The 16,601-nt window shown below is 71.1% G+C and carries 13 protein-coding genes and 1 tRNA gene; 6 read left to right on the top strand and 8 right to left on the bottom strand.

All coding sequences use genetic code 11. The features are described from left to right. Nucleotides 1-9: 9 nt before the first annotated feature. Nucleotides 10-1,872, top strand: a complete 1,863-nt coding sequence (locus KZI27_RS17495; RefSeq protein ID WP_222658611.1) for a glycoside hydrolase family 2 TIM barrel-domain containing protein — start codon at nt 10-12, stop codon at nt 1,870-1,872. 151 nt (nt 1,873-2,023) lie between these two features. After that, the gene (locus tag KZI27_RS17500; RefSeq protein ID WP_222658612.1) at nt 2,024-3,253 is read left to right on the top strand and encodes a hypothetical protein; all 1,230 of its coding nucleotides are present in this window, start codon (nt 2,024-2,026) and stop codon (nt 3,251-3,253) included. Between the two features lie 61 nt (nt 3,254-3,314). Here the strand turns inward: KZI27_RS17500 and KZI27_RS17505 are convergent, their stop codons facing one another. After that, nucleotides 3,315-4,373, bottom strand: coding sequence for an amidase domain-containing protein (locus KZI27_RS17505; protein WP_222658613.1), 1,059 nt, complete (start codon nt 4,371-4,373; stop codon nt 3,315-3,317). Nucleotides 4,374-4,483: 110 nt separating this feature from the next. Here KZI27_RS17505 and KZI27_RS17510 point away from each other — a divergent pair, with 110 nt between their 5' ends. Then, nucleotides 4,484-4,867 (top strand): hypothetical protein, encoded by a 384-nt coding sequence (locus KZI27_RS17510; RefSeq protein ID WP_222658614.1) that lies wholly within the window; start codon nt 4,484-4,486, stop codon nt 4,865-4,867. 113 nt (nt 4,868-4,980) lie between these two features. On the opposite strand, the gene KZI27_RS17515 is transcribed toward KZI27_RS17510, so the two are convergent. The 5 genes from KZI27_RS17515 to galU all read right to left on the bottom strand — a co-directional run bounded on the left by KZI27_RS17515 (nt 4,981) and on the right by galU (nt 10,006). Next, nucleotides 4,981-6,849 (bottom strand): hypothetical protein, encoded by a 1,869-nt coding sequence (locus tag KZI27_RS17515; protein ID WP_222658615.1) that lies wholly within the window; start codon nt 6,847-6,849, stop codon nt 4,981-4,983. 177 nt (nt 6,850-7,026) lie between these two features. Next, nucleotides 7,027-7,102 (bottom strand) — tRNA-Ala (locus tag KZI27_RS17520). A 69-nt stretch (nt 7,103-7,171) separates the two neighbouring features. Continuing rightward, nucleotides 7,172-8,269, bottom strand: a complete 1,098-nt coding sequence (locus tag KZI27_RS17525; protein ID WP_222658616.1) for a hypothetical protein — start codon at nt 8,267-8,269, stop codon at nt 7,172-7,174. A gap of 99 nt (nt 8,270-8,368) precedes the next feature. Next, on the bottom strand, nt 8,369-9,028 hold the full coding sequence (locus KZI27_RS17530) for a GNAT family N-acetyltransferase (protein ID WP_111086296.1): 660 nt from the start codon (nt 9,026-9,028) through the stop codon (nt 8,369-8,371). Between the two features lie 87 nt (nt 9,029-9,115). Further along, nucleotides 9,116-10,006, bottom strand: coding sequence for a UTP--glucose-1-phosphate uridylyltransferase GalU (gene galU / locus KZI27_RS17535; RefSeq protein WP_222658617.1), 891 nt, complete (start codon nt 10,004-10,006; stop codon nt 9,116-9,118). A 115-nt stretch (nt 10,007-10,121) separates the two neighbouring features. Between galU and KZI27_RS17540 the strand changes: the two genes are divergently transcribed. The 3 genes from KZI27_RS17540 to mscL all read left to right on the top strand — a co-directional run bounded on the left by KZI27_RS17540 (nt 10,122) and on the right by mscL (nt 11,564). Further along, complete coding sequence (locus KZI27_RS17540; protein WP_111086298.1) at nt 10,122-10,706, top strand: 5-formyltetrahydrofolate cyclo-ligase; 585 nt, start codon at nt 10,122-10,124, stop codon at nt 10,704-10,706. 1 nt (nt 10,707) lies between these two features. Continuing rightward, nucleotides 10,708-10,992, top strand: coding sequence for an FmdB family zinc ribbon protein (locus KZI27_RS17545; RefSeq protein WP_123312113.1), 285 nt, complete (start codon nt 10,708-10,710; stop codon nt 10,990-10,992). A gap of 71 nt (nt 10,993-11,063) precedes the next feature. Next, entirely contained in the window at nt 11,064-11,564 is a 501-nt protein-coding gene (gene mscL, locus KZI27_RS17550) for a large conductance mechanosensitive channel protein MscL (protein ID WP_222658618.1), read from the top strand. A 143-nt stretch (nt 11,565-11,707) separates the two neighbouring features. On the opposite strand, the gene KZI27_RS17555 is transcribed toward mscL, so the two are convergent. After that, nucleotides 11,708-12,289 (bottom strand): CDP-alcohol phosphatidyltransferase family protein, encoded by a 582-nt coding sequence (locus KZI27_RS17555; RefSeq protein WP_222658619.1) that lies wholly within the window; start codon nt 12,287-12,289, stop codon nt 11,708-11,710. A 314-nt stretch (nt 12,290-12,603) separates the two neighbouring features. Further along, complete coding sequence (locus tag KZI27_RS17560) at nt 12,604-16,476, bottom strand: AAA family ATPase (protein ID WP_222658620.1); 3,873 nt, start codon at nt 16,474-16,476, stop codon at nt 12,604-12,606. Nucleotides 16,477-16,601 lie beyond the last annotated feature (125 nt).

A 16,601-nucleotide genomic window follows, 5' to 3' on the forward strand; every position in this document is an offset into this window, starting at 1 on the left:
CATGGAGCCATGAGCACGCTCGACGGCACCGTGGCCGCACCTGACACCGCATCCGCTCCCGCACTCCCCCTCGCCTCGCGGCAGGACGGCACGTACCCCCGGCCGCAGATGCTCCGCGCCGCCTGGGCCGACCTCGACGGCACGTGGTCCTTCCGGAACGACGGCGACGACTCCGCCTGGAGGACCGGGTTCCCCGACGCCCGCGACATCGTCGTGCCGTTCCCGCCCGAGTCCGCGGCCTCGGGCATCGACGAGCCCGGCTTCCACCCGGTGGTCTGGTACTCCCGTGCGATCACCCGCGCCGACCTCGAGGCCGCCGGTCACGGCACCGCCGCACCCCGACTCGTCCTGCACTTCGGCGCCGTCGACTACCGCGCCCGCGTCTGGATCGACGGCCAGTTCATCGGCGAGCACGAGGGCGGGCACACGCCGTTCTCGTTCGACGTGACCGACGCCCTCGCCACCGACGCCGACGCCGTCCACACCCTGGTCGTCCGTGCCGAGGACGACCCGCACGACCTGACCCAGCCCCGCGGCAAGCAGGACTGGCACGAGGACCCGCACGCCATCTGGTACCGCCGCACCACGGGCATCTGGCAGACGGTCTGGCTCGAGGCCGTGCCGACCGCCTCGATCGAGTCCCTGCGCTGGACGAACGTCGACCACGCCACCGTCCGCCTGACGGTTCGAATCGCTGGCGGCCGCACCGGCGGCGAGCGCCTGCGCGTCGTCGCCCGGTGGGACGAGCGCGACGAGCACCTCGCCACCGTCGAGTCCACGCTCGGCGACACCTCGGACGAGTTCGACGTGGTCGTGCCGATCTCGCGGCAGACGAACGGGCAGGCCGAGGACGAACTGCACTGGACCCCGGACGCCCCGCGCCTGGTCGACGCCACGGTCTCGCTGCTCCCCCGTGCCGGTACGACGCCGATCGACTCGGTCGCGTCCTACTTCGGGCTCCGCACCGTCGGCGTCGACGGCGGTACCTTCCTGCTGAACGGCCGCAGCCACGACGTCCGCAGCGTGCTGAACCAGGGCTACTGGCCGGACTCGCACATCGCCGCACCGTCCCGCGAGGCACTGCGCCGCGAGGTCGAGCTCATCAAGGAGCTCGGATTCAACGCCGCCCGGAACCACCAGAAGATCGAGGACCCCCGGTTCCTGTACTGGGCGGACCGGCTCGGCATCCTGGTCTGGGGCGAGGCCCCCGGTGCCTACGCCTTCTCGCCACGGGCCGTCCAGCGCCTGATGCGCGAGTGGATGGACGCCGTCGAGCGCGACACCTCGCACCCGTCGATCGTCACGTGGGTGCCGGCGAACGAGAGCTGGGGCGTGCAGCACATCGCCACCGACCCGGCGCAGCAGGCCTACGCCCGGTCCCTGGCCGACGTCACGCGGGCGATCGACCCGACGCGTCCGGTGATCTCGAACGACGGGTGGGAGCACACCAACTCCGACATCGTCACGGTCCACGACTACGAGGGCGACGGGCCGCGGCTCGCGGCGACCTACGCGGACGACACCGCACGGACTCGGCTCCTCGGAGGCATCGGCCCAGCGGATCGCCGCATCCTCGTCGGGGGCGCCGAGGACCAAGGCCAGCCCGTCATGCTCACCGAGTTCGGCGGCGTGAACTACCAGCCGGGCGTCCAGCGCGAGGACGGCTGGGGCTACACGTCGGCCAGTGACGGCGACGACTGGGTCACCCGCATCACGGCGCTGTACGACGCGATCCGAGCGAGCTCGTTCCTGGCCGGCTCCTGCTACACGCAGCTGACCGACACCATGCAGGAGACCAACGGTCTGCTCAACGCCGACCGCTCCCCGAAGGTGCCGATCGAGCAGATCCGTCGCGCGGTCACCGGTCGCTAGCCGGGAGGCCCGCACTTCGTGAGCAGGAATGGTCGGGTCCGGCAGACGGACCCGACCATTGCTGCTCACGGTGCACGCAGGTCGGCGTGCGGCCCGGCGCGCGGCCACCCGCCGGAGCGGGCCCGGGCCCTGGTCTGGGAGGATCGGGCGGGTGACGAGCGTGGCGGAGACGAGCCGGGCCTCCCGGTCGGGGGTGCGCAGCCTGCTGACCGGGCCCCGCAGTGCGTGGACCGTGCCCCTGCTGATCTGGGCGGCATCACGGGTGGTGAGCACGCTGCTGCTCGCCACGGTGTTCGTGCTGGCGACCGCGAACGACTGGACGTTCGCGTCGTACCGGAAGGACCCGTCGTTCTTCACGTTCTCCGGATCGTGGGACGCCTCGTTCTACCGGACCATCGCGGAGCACGGGTACCCGGCCGCGCTCCCCCTCGACGACGCCGGCCACGTCCTGCCGAACGCCTGGGCGTTCCTGCCCGTGTTCCCCGCGGTCGTCCGGGTCGTGATGACCATCACCGGGGCGTCGTTCTGGGTCGCCGGCGTGCTCGTGGCGACCATCGCCGGCGCCGGCGCCTGCGTGCTGCTGTACCGGCTCGTGCTCGCGGTGGGCTGCTCGCACCGGGCCCGCTGGGCCACCGCGCTCTTCGCGTTCGCGCCGACCGGGTTCCTGCTGCAGGTCGCGTACGCCGAGAGCCTGCTGCTCGTGCTGCTGTTCGGGGCGCTGCTGGCCCTGGTGCGCCGGCGGTACTGGCTGATCGCGCCGCTCGGGGTCGTCGCGGCGTTCACGAAACCCGGAGTCCTCGCGCTCGCGGTGGCGCTGGCCGTGCACCTCGTCGTGCGGTGGGTGGAGTCCCGGCGGTCCGCGCGACCCGTCGAGGTGTTCCCCTGGCGTGACCGCATCGCGATCGTGGTCTCCGGACTCGTCGTCGCGGCGGCGGGCCTCGCGTGGCCGGTGATCGCCTCGGCCGTGACCGGACGGCCGAACGCCTACCTGGACACCGAGCTGTCGTGGTGGGTGGGGTTCGTCGGGCGACGACACTTCGCCCCGCTGACGCCGTGGTTCACGATGGCCTCGACCTGGCTCGGGCCGCTCGGCATCGTGCTCGTCGTCGTGGTGCTCGCCGGCGCGGTGTGGTTCTTCTCACGCAGGAGCACCCGGGCCCTGGGCACCGACGTGCTCGCGTTCACGGCGTCGTACGGGCTCTACCTGGTGGCGGTGTTCCTGCCGCAGCAGTCGTTGCCGCGGCTGCTCATGCCGATGGCGCCGTTGCTCGGGTCGGACGTGTTCGTGCGGACGCGGCGACGAGCGGTGACGTGGCTCGTGGTCGGGGCGTGCCTGCAGCCGATCGCCATCGTGCTGCTCTGGTTCCTCGGGTACCCCTGAGCTGCTCGGGGTGTTCCTGAGATGCTCGGGGTGTTCGTGAACGCGGCGCGGGGCCCTCGGGCTACGCGTCGAACGTGTGGAACCAGGCGGTCCCGCCCGGGTGCTGCACCGTGATCATCTCGTCGAGGTCGCGGTAGGGGCCGTCCTGGTTGTGGCTCGCCGACTTGATGCGGATCGTGCCGTCGGACTCGGTGAAGACCTCGGACACGATGGTGGTGTGGTCCGGCGACCCGTTCGCGTTCCAGTCGTAGAAGACGATGTCGCCGACCTTGACCTTGTCGCGCTCGTCCGAGGAGCGCCGGGTCAGCCCGAACTCCGCGGCGTTCGTCTCGAGCCACGGGTCCATCGTCGGGCAGTACGTCCACGTGGCGCTGTGCTCGGCACCGGCTGCGCGGTTGTACCAGTCGGAGCGCTGCTCCCAGCCGCGGGCGATGAGCGTCTGGCTGACGTAGTTCGCGCAGTCGCCACCGATCGGGTTCATGGTGCCGTACTCGGACAGGTTGTAGTCCTTCCAGTGCGCCATCGCGTACTGGAGCTGCCGGTCGACGTCGGTCAGCGCGGCGTAGGCCACCGACGCCGTCGCGACAGCCGTGGACGCGTCGGGTACCGGGGCTGCCGTGGGTGCGGGCGTCGCCGTGGCCGAGTCCTGCGTCGCACCGGTCTGCCCGTCGTTCGCGGCACTGCCGTTGCCGTCCGACGACTGGTTGGCCGACGGGCTCGGCTCGATCGACTCGGTGAAGAGCGCGACGTCGGCGTCACCAGCGGTGTACATCGCCTGGTGCGGGGCCGTGAAGGCGACCTTCGACGGCGTCGCCGTGACGTCGCGCGCGGCGACCCCACCGACGGTGACGCCCTTGACCGCGGCGAGACCGGTCCCCGCGACGGTGACCGTGATGCCGCCGGCGAGCGGGACCTGCGCCGGGGTCAGGGACTTCGCGACGGGCTTCGGGGCGGTCGTGTTCTTGCCGGCGTTGCCGTCCTCGGCGTTGTCGTTCTTGCCGCTGCTGCCGTTCTTCTTGCCGGCATCGTCGCTGCCGGACGAGCACGCGGCGACCGCGAACCCGATCCCGGCGACGCCGGCGAGGGACAGGAGGGCGCGACGGTTCATCGAGGCAGTCATGACACAGCCAGCGTAAGCGACACACCTGACGTTCCGGCACGGCATGATCGTCATCGGGGGGCGAGCGTCCTCCGTGTCCGCACGGACGCCTTCGAGAGGATCAGCAGACCATGCCCGAGAGTCACGACTTCTTCGTCGCCACCGACCCCGAGACCGCTCGCGGCCAGGTCCGCTCGGCACTCGCCAACGAGGGCTACACGGTGGAGGACGCCGAGCAGGGCGCGCTCCGAGCCACCCGCGGCAGCCTGGGCCTCACGCTGCTCATCGGTGGCCTGGCGAACGACCGCACGTTCCACACTCGCCTCGACGTGCAGATCATGGTCACGCCGGACGGCCGCACCGTCGCACGGCTGCTGCGCGGCTCCGGCAAGTCCGCGATCAAGGGCGGTGCGCTCGGGATCTCGCGCGGCAACCGTGCGTTCGAGCAGGCCGCGAACGCGATCCACACGTCCTTCGCGCAGGCGGGTGTCCTGACGGACAGCTTCGCGAGCTGACGCGGTCGCGTCGCTGACCCGCGGCACGCGGTGGCCGCGGGTCCTTGTACGCGTTCTCGGACACGACACGCGGTGATCGACTCGTGGATCGTCGCGGACCGCGTGCGGGCTCGTCAGGAGCAGGACCAGTTGCGGTCGATCTCGGTCGAGCCGAACGGCGTCTTGTACTGGGTCATCGCGATCGGGCCGCCGAGGAGCCGCGCACCGGAGCATGCTGCCTGCGCCTGGTCGAGACGGCCGTCACCGATCGCGATCCAGCTCGGCAGGGTGTTCTTGCGCAGCGTGCTCGTCGCGGGGACCGTGCCGACGATGGTCCGGAACTGGTACGCCGTGGAGTAGACACCGACCTGGGTGACGCCGGCGTCCTGCAGCCCGGCGAGCATCCCCTCGAGCGCCGCGAGGTTCTGCGTCGTGTCGCTCAGGTGGGACAGGCCCGTCTCGACGTCGAGCCACCAGCGGTACTGCCCGGGGTTCGTGATCCCCCGGCTGGCCGCGTCGTCGTAGGCGCGGGCGTACCCGTACATGAACGAGCACGCGCGGGTGGTCGCCGGCTTGCCGTTCACCGCCGCGCAGGTGCCGTAGGTGTTGCGGGTCACGGAGTGCCCGGCCGGGTAGACGTTCGACGTCGGCCACACCGACGCTGCGCCTGCCCCGGGGTTGGCGAACAGCGCGTAGACCTGCGTCTTCGGCTGTGCGGTACCGCCGGCGGACGATGCAGCCCAGGACAGCTGCTGCTGCAGGCACGGGTTGGTGGTGTTGCCGAGGCTCGAGTTCACCCCGACGATGCCGAAGGACTGGTCGGTCGGCACGCTCTTGCCGCACTGCGGGTACGAGACGTCCACGCCCGTCCCCGACCCGCTGTTGCCGTTGAGGAAGTACCCCACGACGTCGACGTACACGGTGGCCCTGCCCGCGGACACCTTCGCCTGCACCTGCCCACCGGACGCCAGCGGCGCGATGAGCGCGTTGCCGATCGTCTGCCCCTTGGCGTAGACCTGCGTCGGCACGCTCGAGGCGAGCCCCGCACCGACGACGCGGAGCGATCCCCCGACGCTGCCGCCGCCGACCTTGGCGTTGATGACGGCCGCGGTCGCGTTGCGCGGGACGCCTGCGGTGCCGGCGACGGTGACCTTCGTCGCGGTGGTGCCCGCGGCGACGGTCGCGGCGCGGACCGGGTGCGCCGACACGAACACCGACCCGTTGGCGTTCGGCGCGTAGTACCCGACGACGTCGGCGAGCACGCGCGCGGACCCGGAGGAGACCTTGGCCTGCACGGCACCGCCGGACAGCCGGACCGTCGTCGTGTTCGCGACGGTGGTGCCCTTGGAGTACATGAGCGAGACGACGCCGGCGTTGTTGCCGGACGGGGTGAGGCGCAGTCGGCCGCTCGTCGCGGGACGGGACACGTCTGCCTGCAGCACGACGGCGGTGGCGTTCGACGGCACGCCCGCCTTGCCCGCGACGACGATGCGCTTCGCGCCCGTGGTCACGGTGCCGTTCAGCACGTTCGTCGGCGCGAGCGGCGTGTACGTCGATCCGGTGGCGCTGGTGCCGTACCAGCCGGCGACGTCGAGCGCGACGGTCGCCTTGCCGGCCGAGACCTTCACCTGGGCCTTGCCGCTGGTGAGTCCGACCGTGGTGGTGCCCGAGATCGGTTGCGCCCTGGCGAAGTTCTGGATGGCGGGGCTCGCGGTGCTGCCGAACGGGGCGACGCTCACGTAGGCGGCCGCACTCGGCGAGGTCACGGTCGCGGTCAGCACGACCGCCGTCGCGTTCGACGGGATGCCGTTCCGACCGCCGAGCGTGACGGTCGTCAGCTTGCTCGTCGCGGTACCGGACCAGGCTCGCGCCGGCGCCACGGGCGTGAACCGCCCGGTGGTCGGCGCTGCGGCCGAGGCCGGCGCCACCGGGGCGACCACGAGCAGCCCAGCAGTGACGGCGAGCACCGTCCCGATCGATGCGATGGCAGTCCTGAAGCGCACGTGTTCCCCCGTTCCCCGCGCCCCCTTGGCGCACCGGGAGTCTAGGACGATGCGCTCAGCAACACACCACCCCTGTCCGCGAACTGTGCATGACGACACAGTGACGCGAGCCTGTGGAACACGCCGAACGCAGAACGGCCCGGAACCTGTTGGTTCCGGGCCGTTTCGGCATTGCCTTGGTGGAGCTAAGGGGATTCGAACCCCTGACCTTCTCATTGCGAACGAGACGCGCTACCAACTGCGCCATAGCCCCAAGTGCTCGACCACACTAGCACCACCGTTCGGCCGAACCGAAATCGTGGCCAGTCGGGCGAGCCGCGACTCAAACCGCGCGACGCCGCCGCATGATCGCGTCGAGGTCGGCCTGCTGGTACGCGTCGTCGTCCAAGACCCCCATGCCAGCCCACTTGCTCGGCGGGGCGGCGGGCTCGTCGGCAGAAGCGGGGGCAGGAGCAGCGGGCGCACCGGCAGGAGCAGCCGGCGCCCGCAGTCCCAGCCGCTCGGCGAGACGCCCCTGGTCGTGCGCGGACAGCGACGCCGCCGCCTCTTCGAGCTCCGGACGCATCCGGGACACGGTGGCGAGCGACGGATCGGACTCCCCCGCACGGATCGCTGCGGCTTCGGCGTCCGCCTCGGCCTTGGCCTCGGCGACGCGCTCCTTGAGTCGCGCAGCGAGTTCGGCGGACGACTCCGGCGTGGCCGCGGGTACGGTCGGACGCTCCACGTACAGCGGCTTCGGCACCCGGCTCGGGGTCCAGCTGCGGTCCTGCGTGGGTTCTGCGGACTGCTCGGTGGTCAGCGGCGGCGCCGGGTCCGTCCACGTGGTCGTGGGCCGGGAGGCACGGGTCGCGCCCGCCTCGGCCGCTGCGACACGGGTCTTCCGCGCCGTCGCCACCTGGTGCAGCTGGGCGAGGACGGCTGCGGACCCACCCGCGGCGAGGAGTCCCGCGACACCGACGAGCCACAGGGCGGGTGCCGCGACGAAGACGACGAGCGCGACGACGACGCCGAGCGTGCCGAACAGGGTGGCTCCGAGGCGGGAGCGGCGCATGCGCATCGCGGTCAGTGCGGGCACCGACGACGCACGCTCGAGGACCGGGGCCTGCTCGGCGAGGCGGCGGGTGATCTCCCGCTGACGCGCGGCTTCATGGGCGCGGACGATGGCGGTGCGTTTGGCTTCTTCGGACCGGGCGACACGCTGCGCCTCGGCCAGGGACTTCGCGTTCATCTCGACACGGACCTCGTCGGGGAGTTCGGCGGTCTGCGCCAGGATCCGCAGGGTCTGCTGCAGCCGGATCGCGTTGCGTTCGGTGGCCAGGTACTGGCGTCGGGCGGCCCACGACGGCATCAGGTAGACGAGCCAGAGGACGGCCGCGACGAGCAGGACGATGCCGCCACCCCACGAGCCGATTCCTGCCATGCGAACACGGTAGGGGCGGGGGTATCCCCGTCGCGTGATTGCGGAACGCGTGTTGCGCGTGTCGCGGCGGAATCCGTGGGACGTGCCACGGGCCTCCTGTCAGAGACGCGGCGTGGTGGTGATCGGCAGCGCCGCTTCGTCGCGGGCCGCGAGCGGCACGGCACCGAGGCCGGGTGGCACCTGTCCACGGACCCACCGCTCGAGGACGCCCTCACGGACCTCTTCGGCGACGAGCGCGAAGCAGAAGTGGTCGCGCCAGTCGCCGTTGATGTGGATGTACCGGCGGCGCAGCCCTTCGTACCGGAACCCGAGCTTCTCGACGACGCGGAGCGACGGGGCGTTCTCGGGCCGGATGCAGATCTCGATGCGGTGCACCCCGACCGCGCGGAAGCAGTGGTCGACGGCGAGGGCGACCGAGATCGGGGTGACGTTGTGTCCGGCGGCGTCCTCGACGACCCAGTAGCCGATCGAGGCACTGGCCAGCGACCCGTAGGTGATGCCGGAGACGTTCAGCTGCCCGACGAACCGGCCGTCGAGCTCCATCGCGAACGGCAGTCCGAGTCCCGCGCGGGCGTTGGCCTGGAGCGCGCGGATGCTGCCGCGGACGTCGGTGGAGACGTGTCCTGAGGGGTTCGTGGCCTCCCAGGTGCGGAGCCACGATCGGTTCGACGCGAGTGCGAGGTCGAGGTCGCGGGTGTCACGGAGCCGGAGGGGCCGGATGGTGACCCGCCCGTGGGACAGGGTCGGGATCGTCGTCATCGCTTGGTTCCTCCGGGATCCCGCCGCTGTGCGGGACGGGGTGTCCCGCCCGGGTCCGTGTGCACGGGCCCGGGCGGGATGGCCGACTCATTCGCCCGCGTTGAACTCCTTCAGCCACGACTTGAGGTCGGGGCCGAGGTCATCGCGGTCCGAGGCGAGCTGCACGATCGCCTTGATGTAGTCGAGTTTGTCACCGGTGTCGTACCGGCGTCCACGGAACACGACGCCGTACACGCCGCCGGTCCACTCCTCGGCGCTCGCCATCTTCATGAGCGCGTCGGTGAGCTGGATCTCGCCGCCCTTGCCGGGCTCCTGCTTCTCGAGGACGTCGAAGACCTCGGGGCGGATGACGTAGCGGCCGATGATGGCCAGGTTCGAGGGCGCCTCGCCCTGCGGGGGCTTCTCGACGAGCCCGGTGATCTTCACGACGTCGTCGGTGTCGGTCGGCTCGACCGTGGCGATGCCGTACAGGTGGGTCTGCGACTCGGGGACCTCGAGCAGCGCCACGATCGTGGCGTTCTTCTCACCCTGGACCTCGATCATGCGCTTGAGCAGCGGGTCGCGGGCGTCGATGATGTCGTCGCCGAGCAGCACGGCGAACGGCTCGCGGCCGACGTGCATCTTCGCGCGGAGCACCGCGTGGCCGAGGCCGAGCGGGTCGCCCTGACGCACGTAGTGCATGTCGGCGAGGTCCGTCGACTGGTTGACCTTCTGCAGCTTCTCGTGGTCACCCTTCTTCTTGAGGGTCTCCTCGAGCTCCGACACGTGGTCGAAGTGGTTCTCGAGTGCGTTCTTGTTGCGGCCCGTGATCATCAGGACGTCGGTGAGTCCTGCGTCGACGGCCTCTTCCACCACGTACTGGATGGCTGGCTTGTCGACGACGGGGAGCATCTCCTTCGGCATCGCCTTGGTCGCGGGGAGGAAGCGAGTGCCCAGCCCTGCCGCTGGGATCACCGCCTTGGAAATCTGGAAGCCCATGCCCCAGACCGTATCCGATCCGGGTTTCCGGGGCATGTCATCGCTACAGGGGACACGGCATCAGCGCGTTTCCCGGCGGGAAGCCGCAACGGGTGCCCTCGGTAGACTCCTGCGCATGATCGCCGATCTCGGGAACGAGAAGCGCGCCCTGCGAGCCGAACTCCGGCAGCGGCGGCGCACCCGGACCACGACGGAACGCGACGCGGACAGCGCGGCGCTCACCGCCACCCTGCAGCGCTTCGCCGAGGAGCGCCAGGTCACCTCACTGGCGCTGTACCTGTCGGCGTCGGACGAACCCAACGTCCGCCCGTTCCTGAACTGGGCGTTCGCGCACGACATCCGCGTGCTCCTGCCGGTGACGCGTGAGGACGGCCTGCTCGACTGGGCGGTCGGCGACGGGGAGAGCGAGACGGAGGGCATCTTCGGCATGCCGGAAGTCGTCGGCGAGGTCCTGTCCCCGCTCGCCATCAACGACGTCGACGCGATCCTCGCCCCCGCGGCGGCGGTCGGGCACGACGGCGTCCGGATGGGATGGGGTCGCGGCTACTACGACAAGACCCTCGGGTCCATGGCGAAGCGCCCGCCCGTCTATGCTGTGATCTTCGACGCGGAGTACCTCGACGAGGTCCCGCGCGAACCCCACGACGAACCCGTTGACGGCATCATCACGCCGTCGCGCATCATCACGTTCCGGAGCTGACGTGCCCACCTACTCGTACCGTTGCACCGAGTGCGACAACGCGTTCGACATCAAGCAGTCGTTCTCCGACGCCACCCTGACCGAGTGCCCGGTGTGCGGCGGTGTCCTGCGCAAGGTGTTCTCCCCCGTCGGCGTGACCTTCAACGGCGGTGGCTTCTACCGCACCGACTCGCGCCCGGCGCCGAAGTCCGAGGGCTCGTCGAGCACGCCGGCGAAGTCGGAGACGAAGGCCACCCCGGCCAAGACCGAGTCGAAGCCGAGCACGCCGAAGCCCAGCGCCTCCTGACCACGAGCACTCCTCGCCGATAGGTTGATGGGGTCGCCGTCCGGCGACTGTCCTCGACCGGAAGGAGTCCCGTGAAGGGCTTCAAGGAGTTCCTGCTCCGCGGCAACGTCATCGACCTGGCCGTCGCAGTCGTCATCGGTGCTGCGTTCACCGCGATCGTCACGACGATCGTCAACGCACTGATCAACCCGCTCATCGGTGCCGTCTTCAACGCGTCGAGTCTCGACAAGGCGCTCATCGTCGAGATCCCGACGGTCTCCGGTGGCGATGCGAAGATCCTCTTCGGCGCGATCATCGGTGCGGTGCTCAACTTCGTCATCGTCGCCGCGGTCGTCTACTTCGCCCTCGTCGTACCGGTCAACCACCTGAAGAAGGTGGCCTTCGAGCGCGTCAAGAACGACGAGCAGCAGACCCCGCAGGACGTGCCCCCGACCGACGTCGAGGTGCTGCTCGAGATCCGCGACCTGCTCCGCTCCCAGAACGGCGAGCCGACGAGCACGGGTTCAGGTGCGCACGTCGCTCCGAGCACCGCGCCCGAGGGCCCCGGCATCGGCGGCTCGACGAAGCTCTAGCAGGGGGCATCCCACCGACGGCGCCGCGATCGCGCCCCTCCACGGCCATCGCGCCCCGACTCTTCGGGGCGCGATGCCCGTTCGGGGGCGCGATCGTGCGCTACCGGCCGCAGCCGGCGTCGAGGTGCGGCAGGGGGCTCGCGTCAGGCGGTGACGCGGCGGCGCTTCGCGAACATCGCGACGGCGTACTGGATGCCGGCGAGCACGTGGCCCACGGTGCCGAGGTACACGAAGACCAGGGCGACGACCCGCACCCACGGCGCGTTCTCGTCGACGGCGTGCACGGCCGAGAAGAGCAGCACCGGCAGGCCCACGAAGAGCAGTGCGGAACGGATCTTGCCCGTCCACGTGACGTCGAGGTCCGGGTTGCCGCGGAACAGCACGCTCGACAGCACGACGAGCACCAGGTCGACGAGCACGACGACGGCGACGACCCACCACGGCAGCAGTCCGGTCAGCACGAGCGACAGCACGATCGCGATGATGGCGAGGCGGTCGGCGACGGGGTCGATCGCCTTGCCGAGCTTCGAGCCCTGGTCGAACTTGCGAGCGATGAAGCCGTCCGCCCAGTCACTCACCCCGATGACGACGAGGACGACGAGCGCCCAGCCCGGGTGTCCGGCGACGACGAGCCACACGAACACCGGGATCAGCAGCAGCCGGACCAGCGAGATCAGGTTCGGCCAGGTCTGCCAGTCGGGGCGCCGCCGTACGGTGTCAGTCATCGCAGGCCAGGCTACCTGCTACCAGTGGGGCGGGACGTCGCGCCGGAGCTGGTCGTCGTTCTCACCGTCGCGGTGTCGCGCCGGTTCCGGCGGCGGTGCCGGGTCGTAGCCCGGCACCGGCTGGGTGGTGACGCGTCTGGGGCGCCGCACCGGGCCTCCCGACAGGTCGTCCGTGTCGCGTTCTGGAGACGCTGCTGGACCGGGAGGCGCGGCTGACGACGCGTCGTCGGCTCGCGTCCACGTGCCCACCAGCTGGTCCGTCTCCGGCGTCACCGGACCGGCGGGCCGGGAGGCCCGCCGACTCGGCCGGTCGGTCATCGGCGTGCGGGGATCGGGGGGATCGAGATCTCCTGCGTGGCACCACGGTCGACCCCGAGCACGGCGGCGACGGTGTTCGCGACGCGGTCCGGGTCGGAGAACAGCTGGAACGCGTGCACGCGGACGTAGTGCCAGCCGAGTCGGCGCAGGACCTCGGGGCGCAGGCGCAGGGACTCACGCAGCGACCCCTTGACGAGCGACGCGTCGGTCTCGATCGTGACGCAGACCCCGCCGTGCGCCGCCACCAGGCCGAGCTTGCCGCGGTGTCCGAGCGCGACCGGGATGCCGCGCATCTCGAGGCGACGGGCCAGGTCCACGAGCAGCGGGTCGGAGTCGTCCGGTACGTACTCGGCGGTGGTGCGCGCACGCACCTCGGCCAGGATCTCGGCGAGGGCGACGGTGCCGTGGCCCATGCGCTCGGCCTCGATGTCGGACGGCTGGAAGCACGTCACGATCACCATCGAGCGGCGCGCACGGGTCATCGCGACCGCGAGCAACCGCTCGCCGCCGGGCTTGCCGAGCGGACCGAAGTCGCGCAGGACGCGGCCGTGCGGGGTGCGGCCGTAGCCGATCGAGAACACGACGCGGTCGCGGCTCTGCGCGACCGACTGCTCGAGCGTCGCCACGATGAACGGCTCGGCGCGGTCGCCGATGACGAACTCGGTCAGGTCCTTGTGCCCCTGCGCCGCGGTCAGCACGGCTTGCTCGACGCGCACGGCGTGCTTCGCCGAGGCGGTGATGACCATGAGCGACTCGGACGGGCGGGTGCGGGCGTGGTCGATGACGAGGCGGACCACGCGGTCCACCTCGGCGTCGACGCTCTCGACGGCGCCGGACTCGGGGTCCGGCACGGCCTTGCCGTCGCTGACGTAGTCGAGCGCGATCGAGCCGTGCCCGAGGAACGACCCGGCCCACGGGAGCGACTCGATCTTGCCGCCGTAGAAGCGACGGTTCACGAGCTCTGCCAGGTCCTCGCCGCCGGCACGGTACGACCGCGAGAGCGACAGGGTCGGCAGCAGGGTGGAGAGCTTCGCCAGGGCGGAGTCGGCGTGGAAGGCGTCGAGGGTGCCCTCGTCGACCTGCAGCGCACGGTGCTCGGGGTCGACGGCGATGCGGAACGGCGACGGCGTCTGCGTGACCGGGTCACCGAAGACGACGGTCTGGCGCGCACGGCGGACGGCTCCGACGGTCTCGGCGATCGTCACGGCTCCGGCGTCGACCAGGATCACGGTGTCGAACGGCATCGTGTCGGCGATCTGCGACACCTCGTACGGGCTCGCGAGCCACACGGGCGCGATCGACCGGGACAGGTGCGGCGCGGAGTCCTGGAGCAGCCGCGAGGTGATCGCACCCTCGCGCAGCTGGGTCTTCAGCGCCGTGGCCTCTTCCGGCCAGTCGACGAGTCCGACCTTCCAGTTCTCGGCGAGCTGCCACGCGAGGCCCTGGGAGACCCCGGCCGCGTGGGCGTCATCGACGAGGCGGAAGTCGGCCTCGACCCGGTCGAGCATGTCGGTGTTCGCGCCGAGCAGCGCCCGGTCGGACTCGAGCATGGTCTCGAGCGCGGACTGCCACCAGGCGAGCTCGAGCTCGGCCGGCACCTGCAGGTCCGGCACGTGCCGGTTCGCCAGGTCGGTGATGAGCGGCTCGAGCTGCAGGTCGCGCAGGGTCTGCATGAGCTCGGTGCGCTCCTGCAGGTTGTGCAGGACGTCGGACTCGGCCGCGAGCTCGGCGATCGTGGGGACGAGCTGGTCGACCGGGGTGTTCGCGAGCTGACGGTCGCGCTCGGTCCGGCCGAGCGGCTCGTCGAGGCGCGCGAGGTCCTCGGCGACGTTCGAGAACAGCACCTGCACGTCCGCGATGCCCGTGGGCACCTCGGGGTTCACGCCGGCGGCGACGTAGCGCTGCCAGAGCACGCGCTGCTGCTGCACCCGGGTCAGGGCCTCGTGCAGGTCGGAGACGTGCACGCCGGGTCGGACGTACTCGCGAGCGAGCTTCTTCAGGCGACGACGGTTCGTCGACGACATCGGGGCGCCCTCGCCACGCGGGGCCGTGGCGGCGACGAGCTCCGACACCGAGCGGTCGAAGACCACCGGCAGGAAGCGGTCGAGGGTGTCACGGATCTCGGTGAGCAGGCGCAGGTAGATACCGAGCTCGTTGATCGTCGTGAACTGGCGCATGTGCGTCGTGGCGACGAGGTCGTGCGCCCGGCGGAGCAGCGTCGGCAGACCGTCGGAGTCGAGGTCCTTCGCGATGCGGTGCGCGCGCTGGGCGCCGTCGCTGGTGGAGAACTTCGCGCCGTACCAGGGCGAGTCGTCGGGGCCGTAACGGAACTCACCGAGGTTGGCCGCGCTGACCATCGTCTCGGCGACACGCGAGCGCCCCTCGACCATGGACGCCACGGACTGCTTCGACAGGCGCGCGGTCGTCGACGGTGGGACCGGCAGGAGCGACAGCCTCGAGAGCTCGACCAGGCAGTCGAGCACCGAGACGCCGAAGTCGGCGTCCTTGCGGGTGAGCGAACCGCGGTAGTCCTTCAGGACCTTGCGGAGCCGGACCAGGGCGTCGTCGACCTCGCGGAGGTTCGGACGTGCGGCCTTCTCGTTCCGCGCGATGGCACGGACGACGTCGCGGCGCAGGGTCGACGGTGTGACCGCGACGCCGGGCAGCTGGACCTCGCCGAAGCGCGCGGCGATACCCCGCAGGGTCGCTCGGCGCGGGCTCACCACGAGGACGCGCTTGTTCGCGGCGACCAGGCCACCCAGGGCGTTCACGATCGTCTGGGTGCCGCCGGTGCCGGGCAGGGTCTTCACGACGATGGAGTTGCCGGCCGCGATCTGCGCGATCACGTTCTCCTGCTCGTCGTCGGCGTCGAGCAGCAGGGTGTCGGTCTCCGGGCTGCGCTCGTCCGACGGGGTCTGCTCGACCGGGTGGTACGACTGCTCGACCTGCCACTTGGCGCTCGGGTTGCCGGCGAGGGCGTCGAGCACCGGGTGGGACAGGTCGCCGGTGTCCTCGACCATGCCGGTCGCGACCTCGGCGAACGTGGAGACCACGAGCCGGGCGTGCACCGAGAAGCCGGGGATGTGCGCGGTCAGGCCGCGCAGTCGGTCGATGACGGGGTTCGGCGTGAACGAGCCGTCCTGCTGCGCGAGCGCCACGAAGGACTGCGCGTCGAGGATGACGCCGAACTGTTCGTGCAGGGCGTCGGCGAGACCCGGGTTGAGCACGGGTTCGCCGAGGAGCCGGACCTCGAAGTCACGGCCATGGCGGCGGATCGCCAGCGGGCGCAGCAGCACCGGGCCGCGGAACTGCTCGTCGCCGTGCTTCCAGTCGGCCATGCCGATGCCGAGCTTCACGGCGTCGATGCCGCGCACCGTCGCGAGCTCGGTGCCCTTCGCCTCGACCTGGCCGGCGGCGACGCGGGCCGCACGGAGCGCCACCTCGTCGCGGATCAGGCTGGACAGCAGGGTGGTCTTGCCGGTGATGAACTGGGCGAGGCCGCCCGGGTGCGTCGTCGACAGCTCGATGCGGGAGCGGGGGTGGTCGCTGAAGTGGGTGAGCGGGCTCGTTCCGCCGACGCCGGTGAGCTGGCCGCGCCAGCCGTCCCACGTCGGTTCGGCCGCGTTGCCCGCCTGCAGCCGGGGGTCGCCGAGGCTGATCGCCTGCGGGCTGGTCAGCTGCAGTTCCGGGCGGAGCGTGCGGTCCGGTTCGTCGTCGGTCCGGTCCTGGTCCACGTCCTGCTGCTCGTCTCGGTCGTCTCGCTCGTCGCGGTGGTCGCGCTGACCGCGGTCGTCTCGCTCGTCGTCGGGGCGCTCGTGGGCACCCTCGACGGGGACGTCGTCGTTCACGTCGTCCTCACCGTCGGTCACCCTGTCCGCTCGCCACACATCCGACACTGTAGGCGGGAACGCGCGCCCTCTCTGGCAATGAACCGAGGTTTCGGGGTTTCCGGTACACGGCGTCAGGCGTCCGATCCGACGCGACAGACCTCCGA

Origin of the sequence: Curtobacterium sp. TC1 (assembly GCF_019844075.1) — a bacterium.
Classification (GTDB): Bacteria; Actinomycetota; Actinomycetes; order Actinomycetales; family Microbacteriaceae; genus Curtobacterium.

What these genes read in the sequence shown, in the direction of transcription:
- KZI27_RS17495 (WP_222658611.1), top strand. Translation starts at nt 10, where the DNA reads ATGAGCACGCTCGACGGCACCGTGGCCGCACCTGACACCGCATCCGCT.
- KZI27_RS17505 (WP_222658613.1), bottom strand. Translation starts at nt 4,373, where the DNA reads ATGACTGCCTCGATGAACCGTCGCGCCCTCCTGTCCCTCGCCGGCGTC.
- KZI27_RS17510 (WP_222658614.1), top strand. Translation starts at nt 4,484, where the DNA reads ATGCCCGAGAGTCACGACTTCTTCGTCGCCACCGACCCCGAGACCGCT.
- KZI27_RS17525 (WP_222658616.1), bottom strand. Translation starts at nt 8,269, where the DNA reads ATGGCAGGAATCGGCTCGTGGGGTGGCGGCATCGTCCTGCTCGTCGCG.
- KZI27_RS17530 (WP_111086296.1), bottom strand. Translation starts at nt 9,028, where the DNA reads ATGACGACGATCCCGACCCTGTCCCACGGGCGGGTCACCATCCGGCCC.
- galU (WP_222658617.1), bottom strand. Translation starts at nt 10,006, where the DNA reads ATGGGCTTCCAGATTTCCAAGGCGGTGATCCCAGCGGCAGGGCTGGGC.
- KZI27_RS17540 (WP_111086298.1), top strand. Translation starts at nt 10,122, where the DNA reads ATGATCGCCGATCTCGGGAACGAGAAGCGCGCCCTGCGAGCCGAACTC.
- KZI27_RS17555 (WP_222658619.1), bottom strand. Translation starts at nt 12,289, where the DNA reads ATGACTGACACCGTACGGCGGCGCCCCGACTGGCAGACCTGGCCGAAC.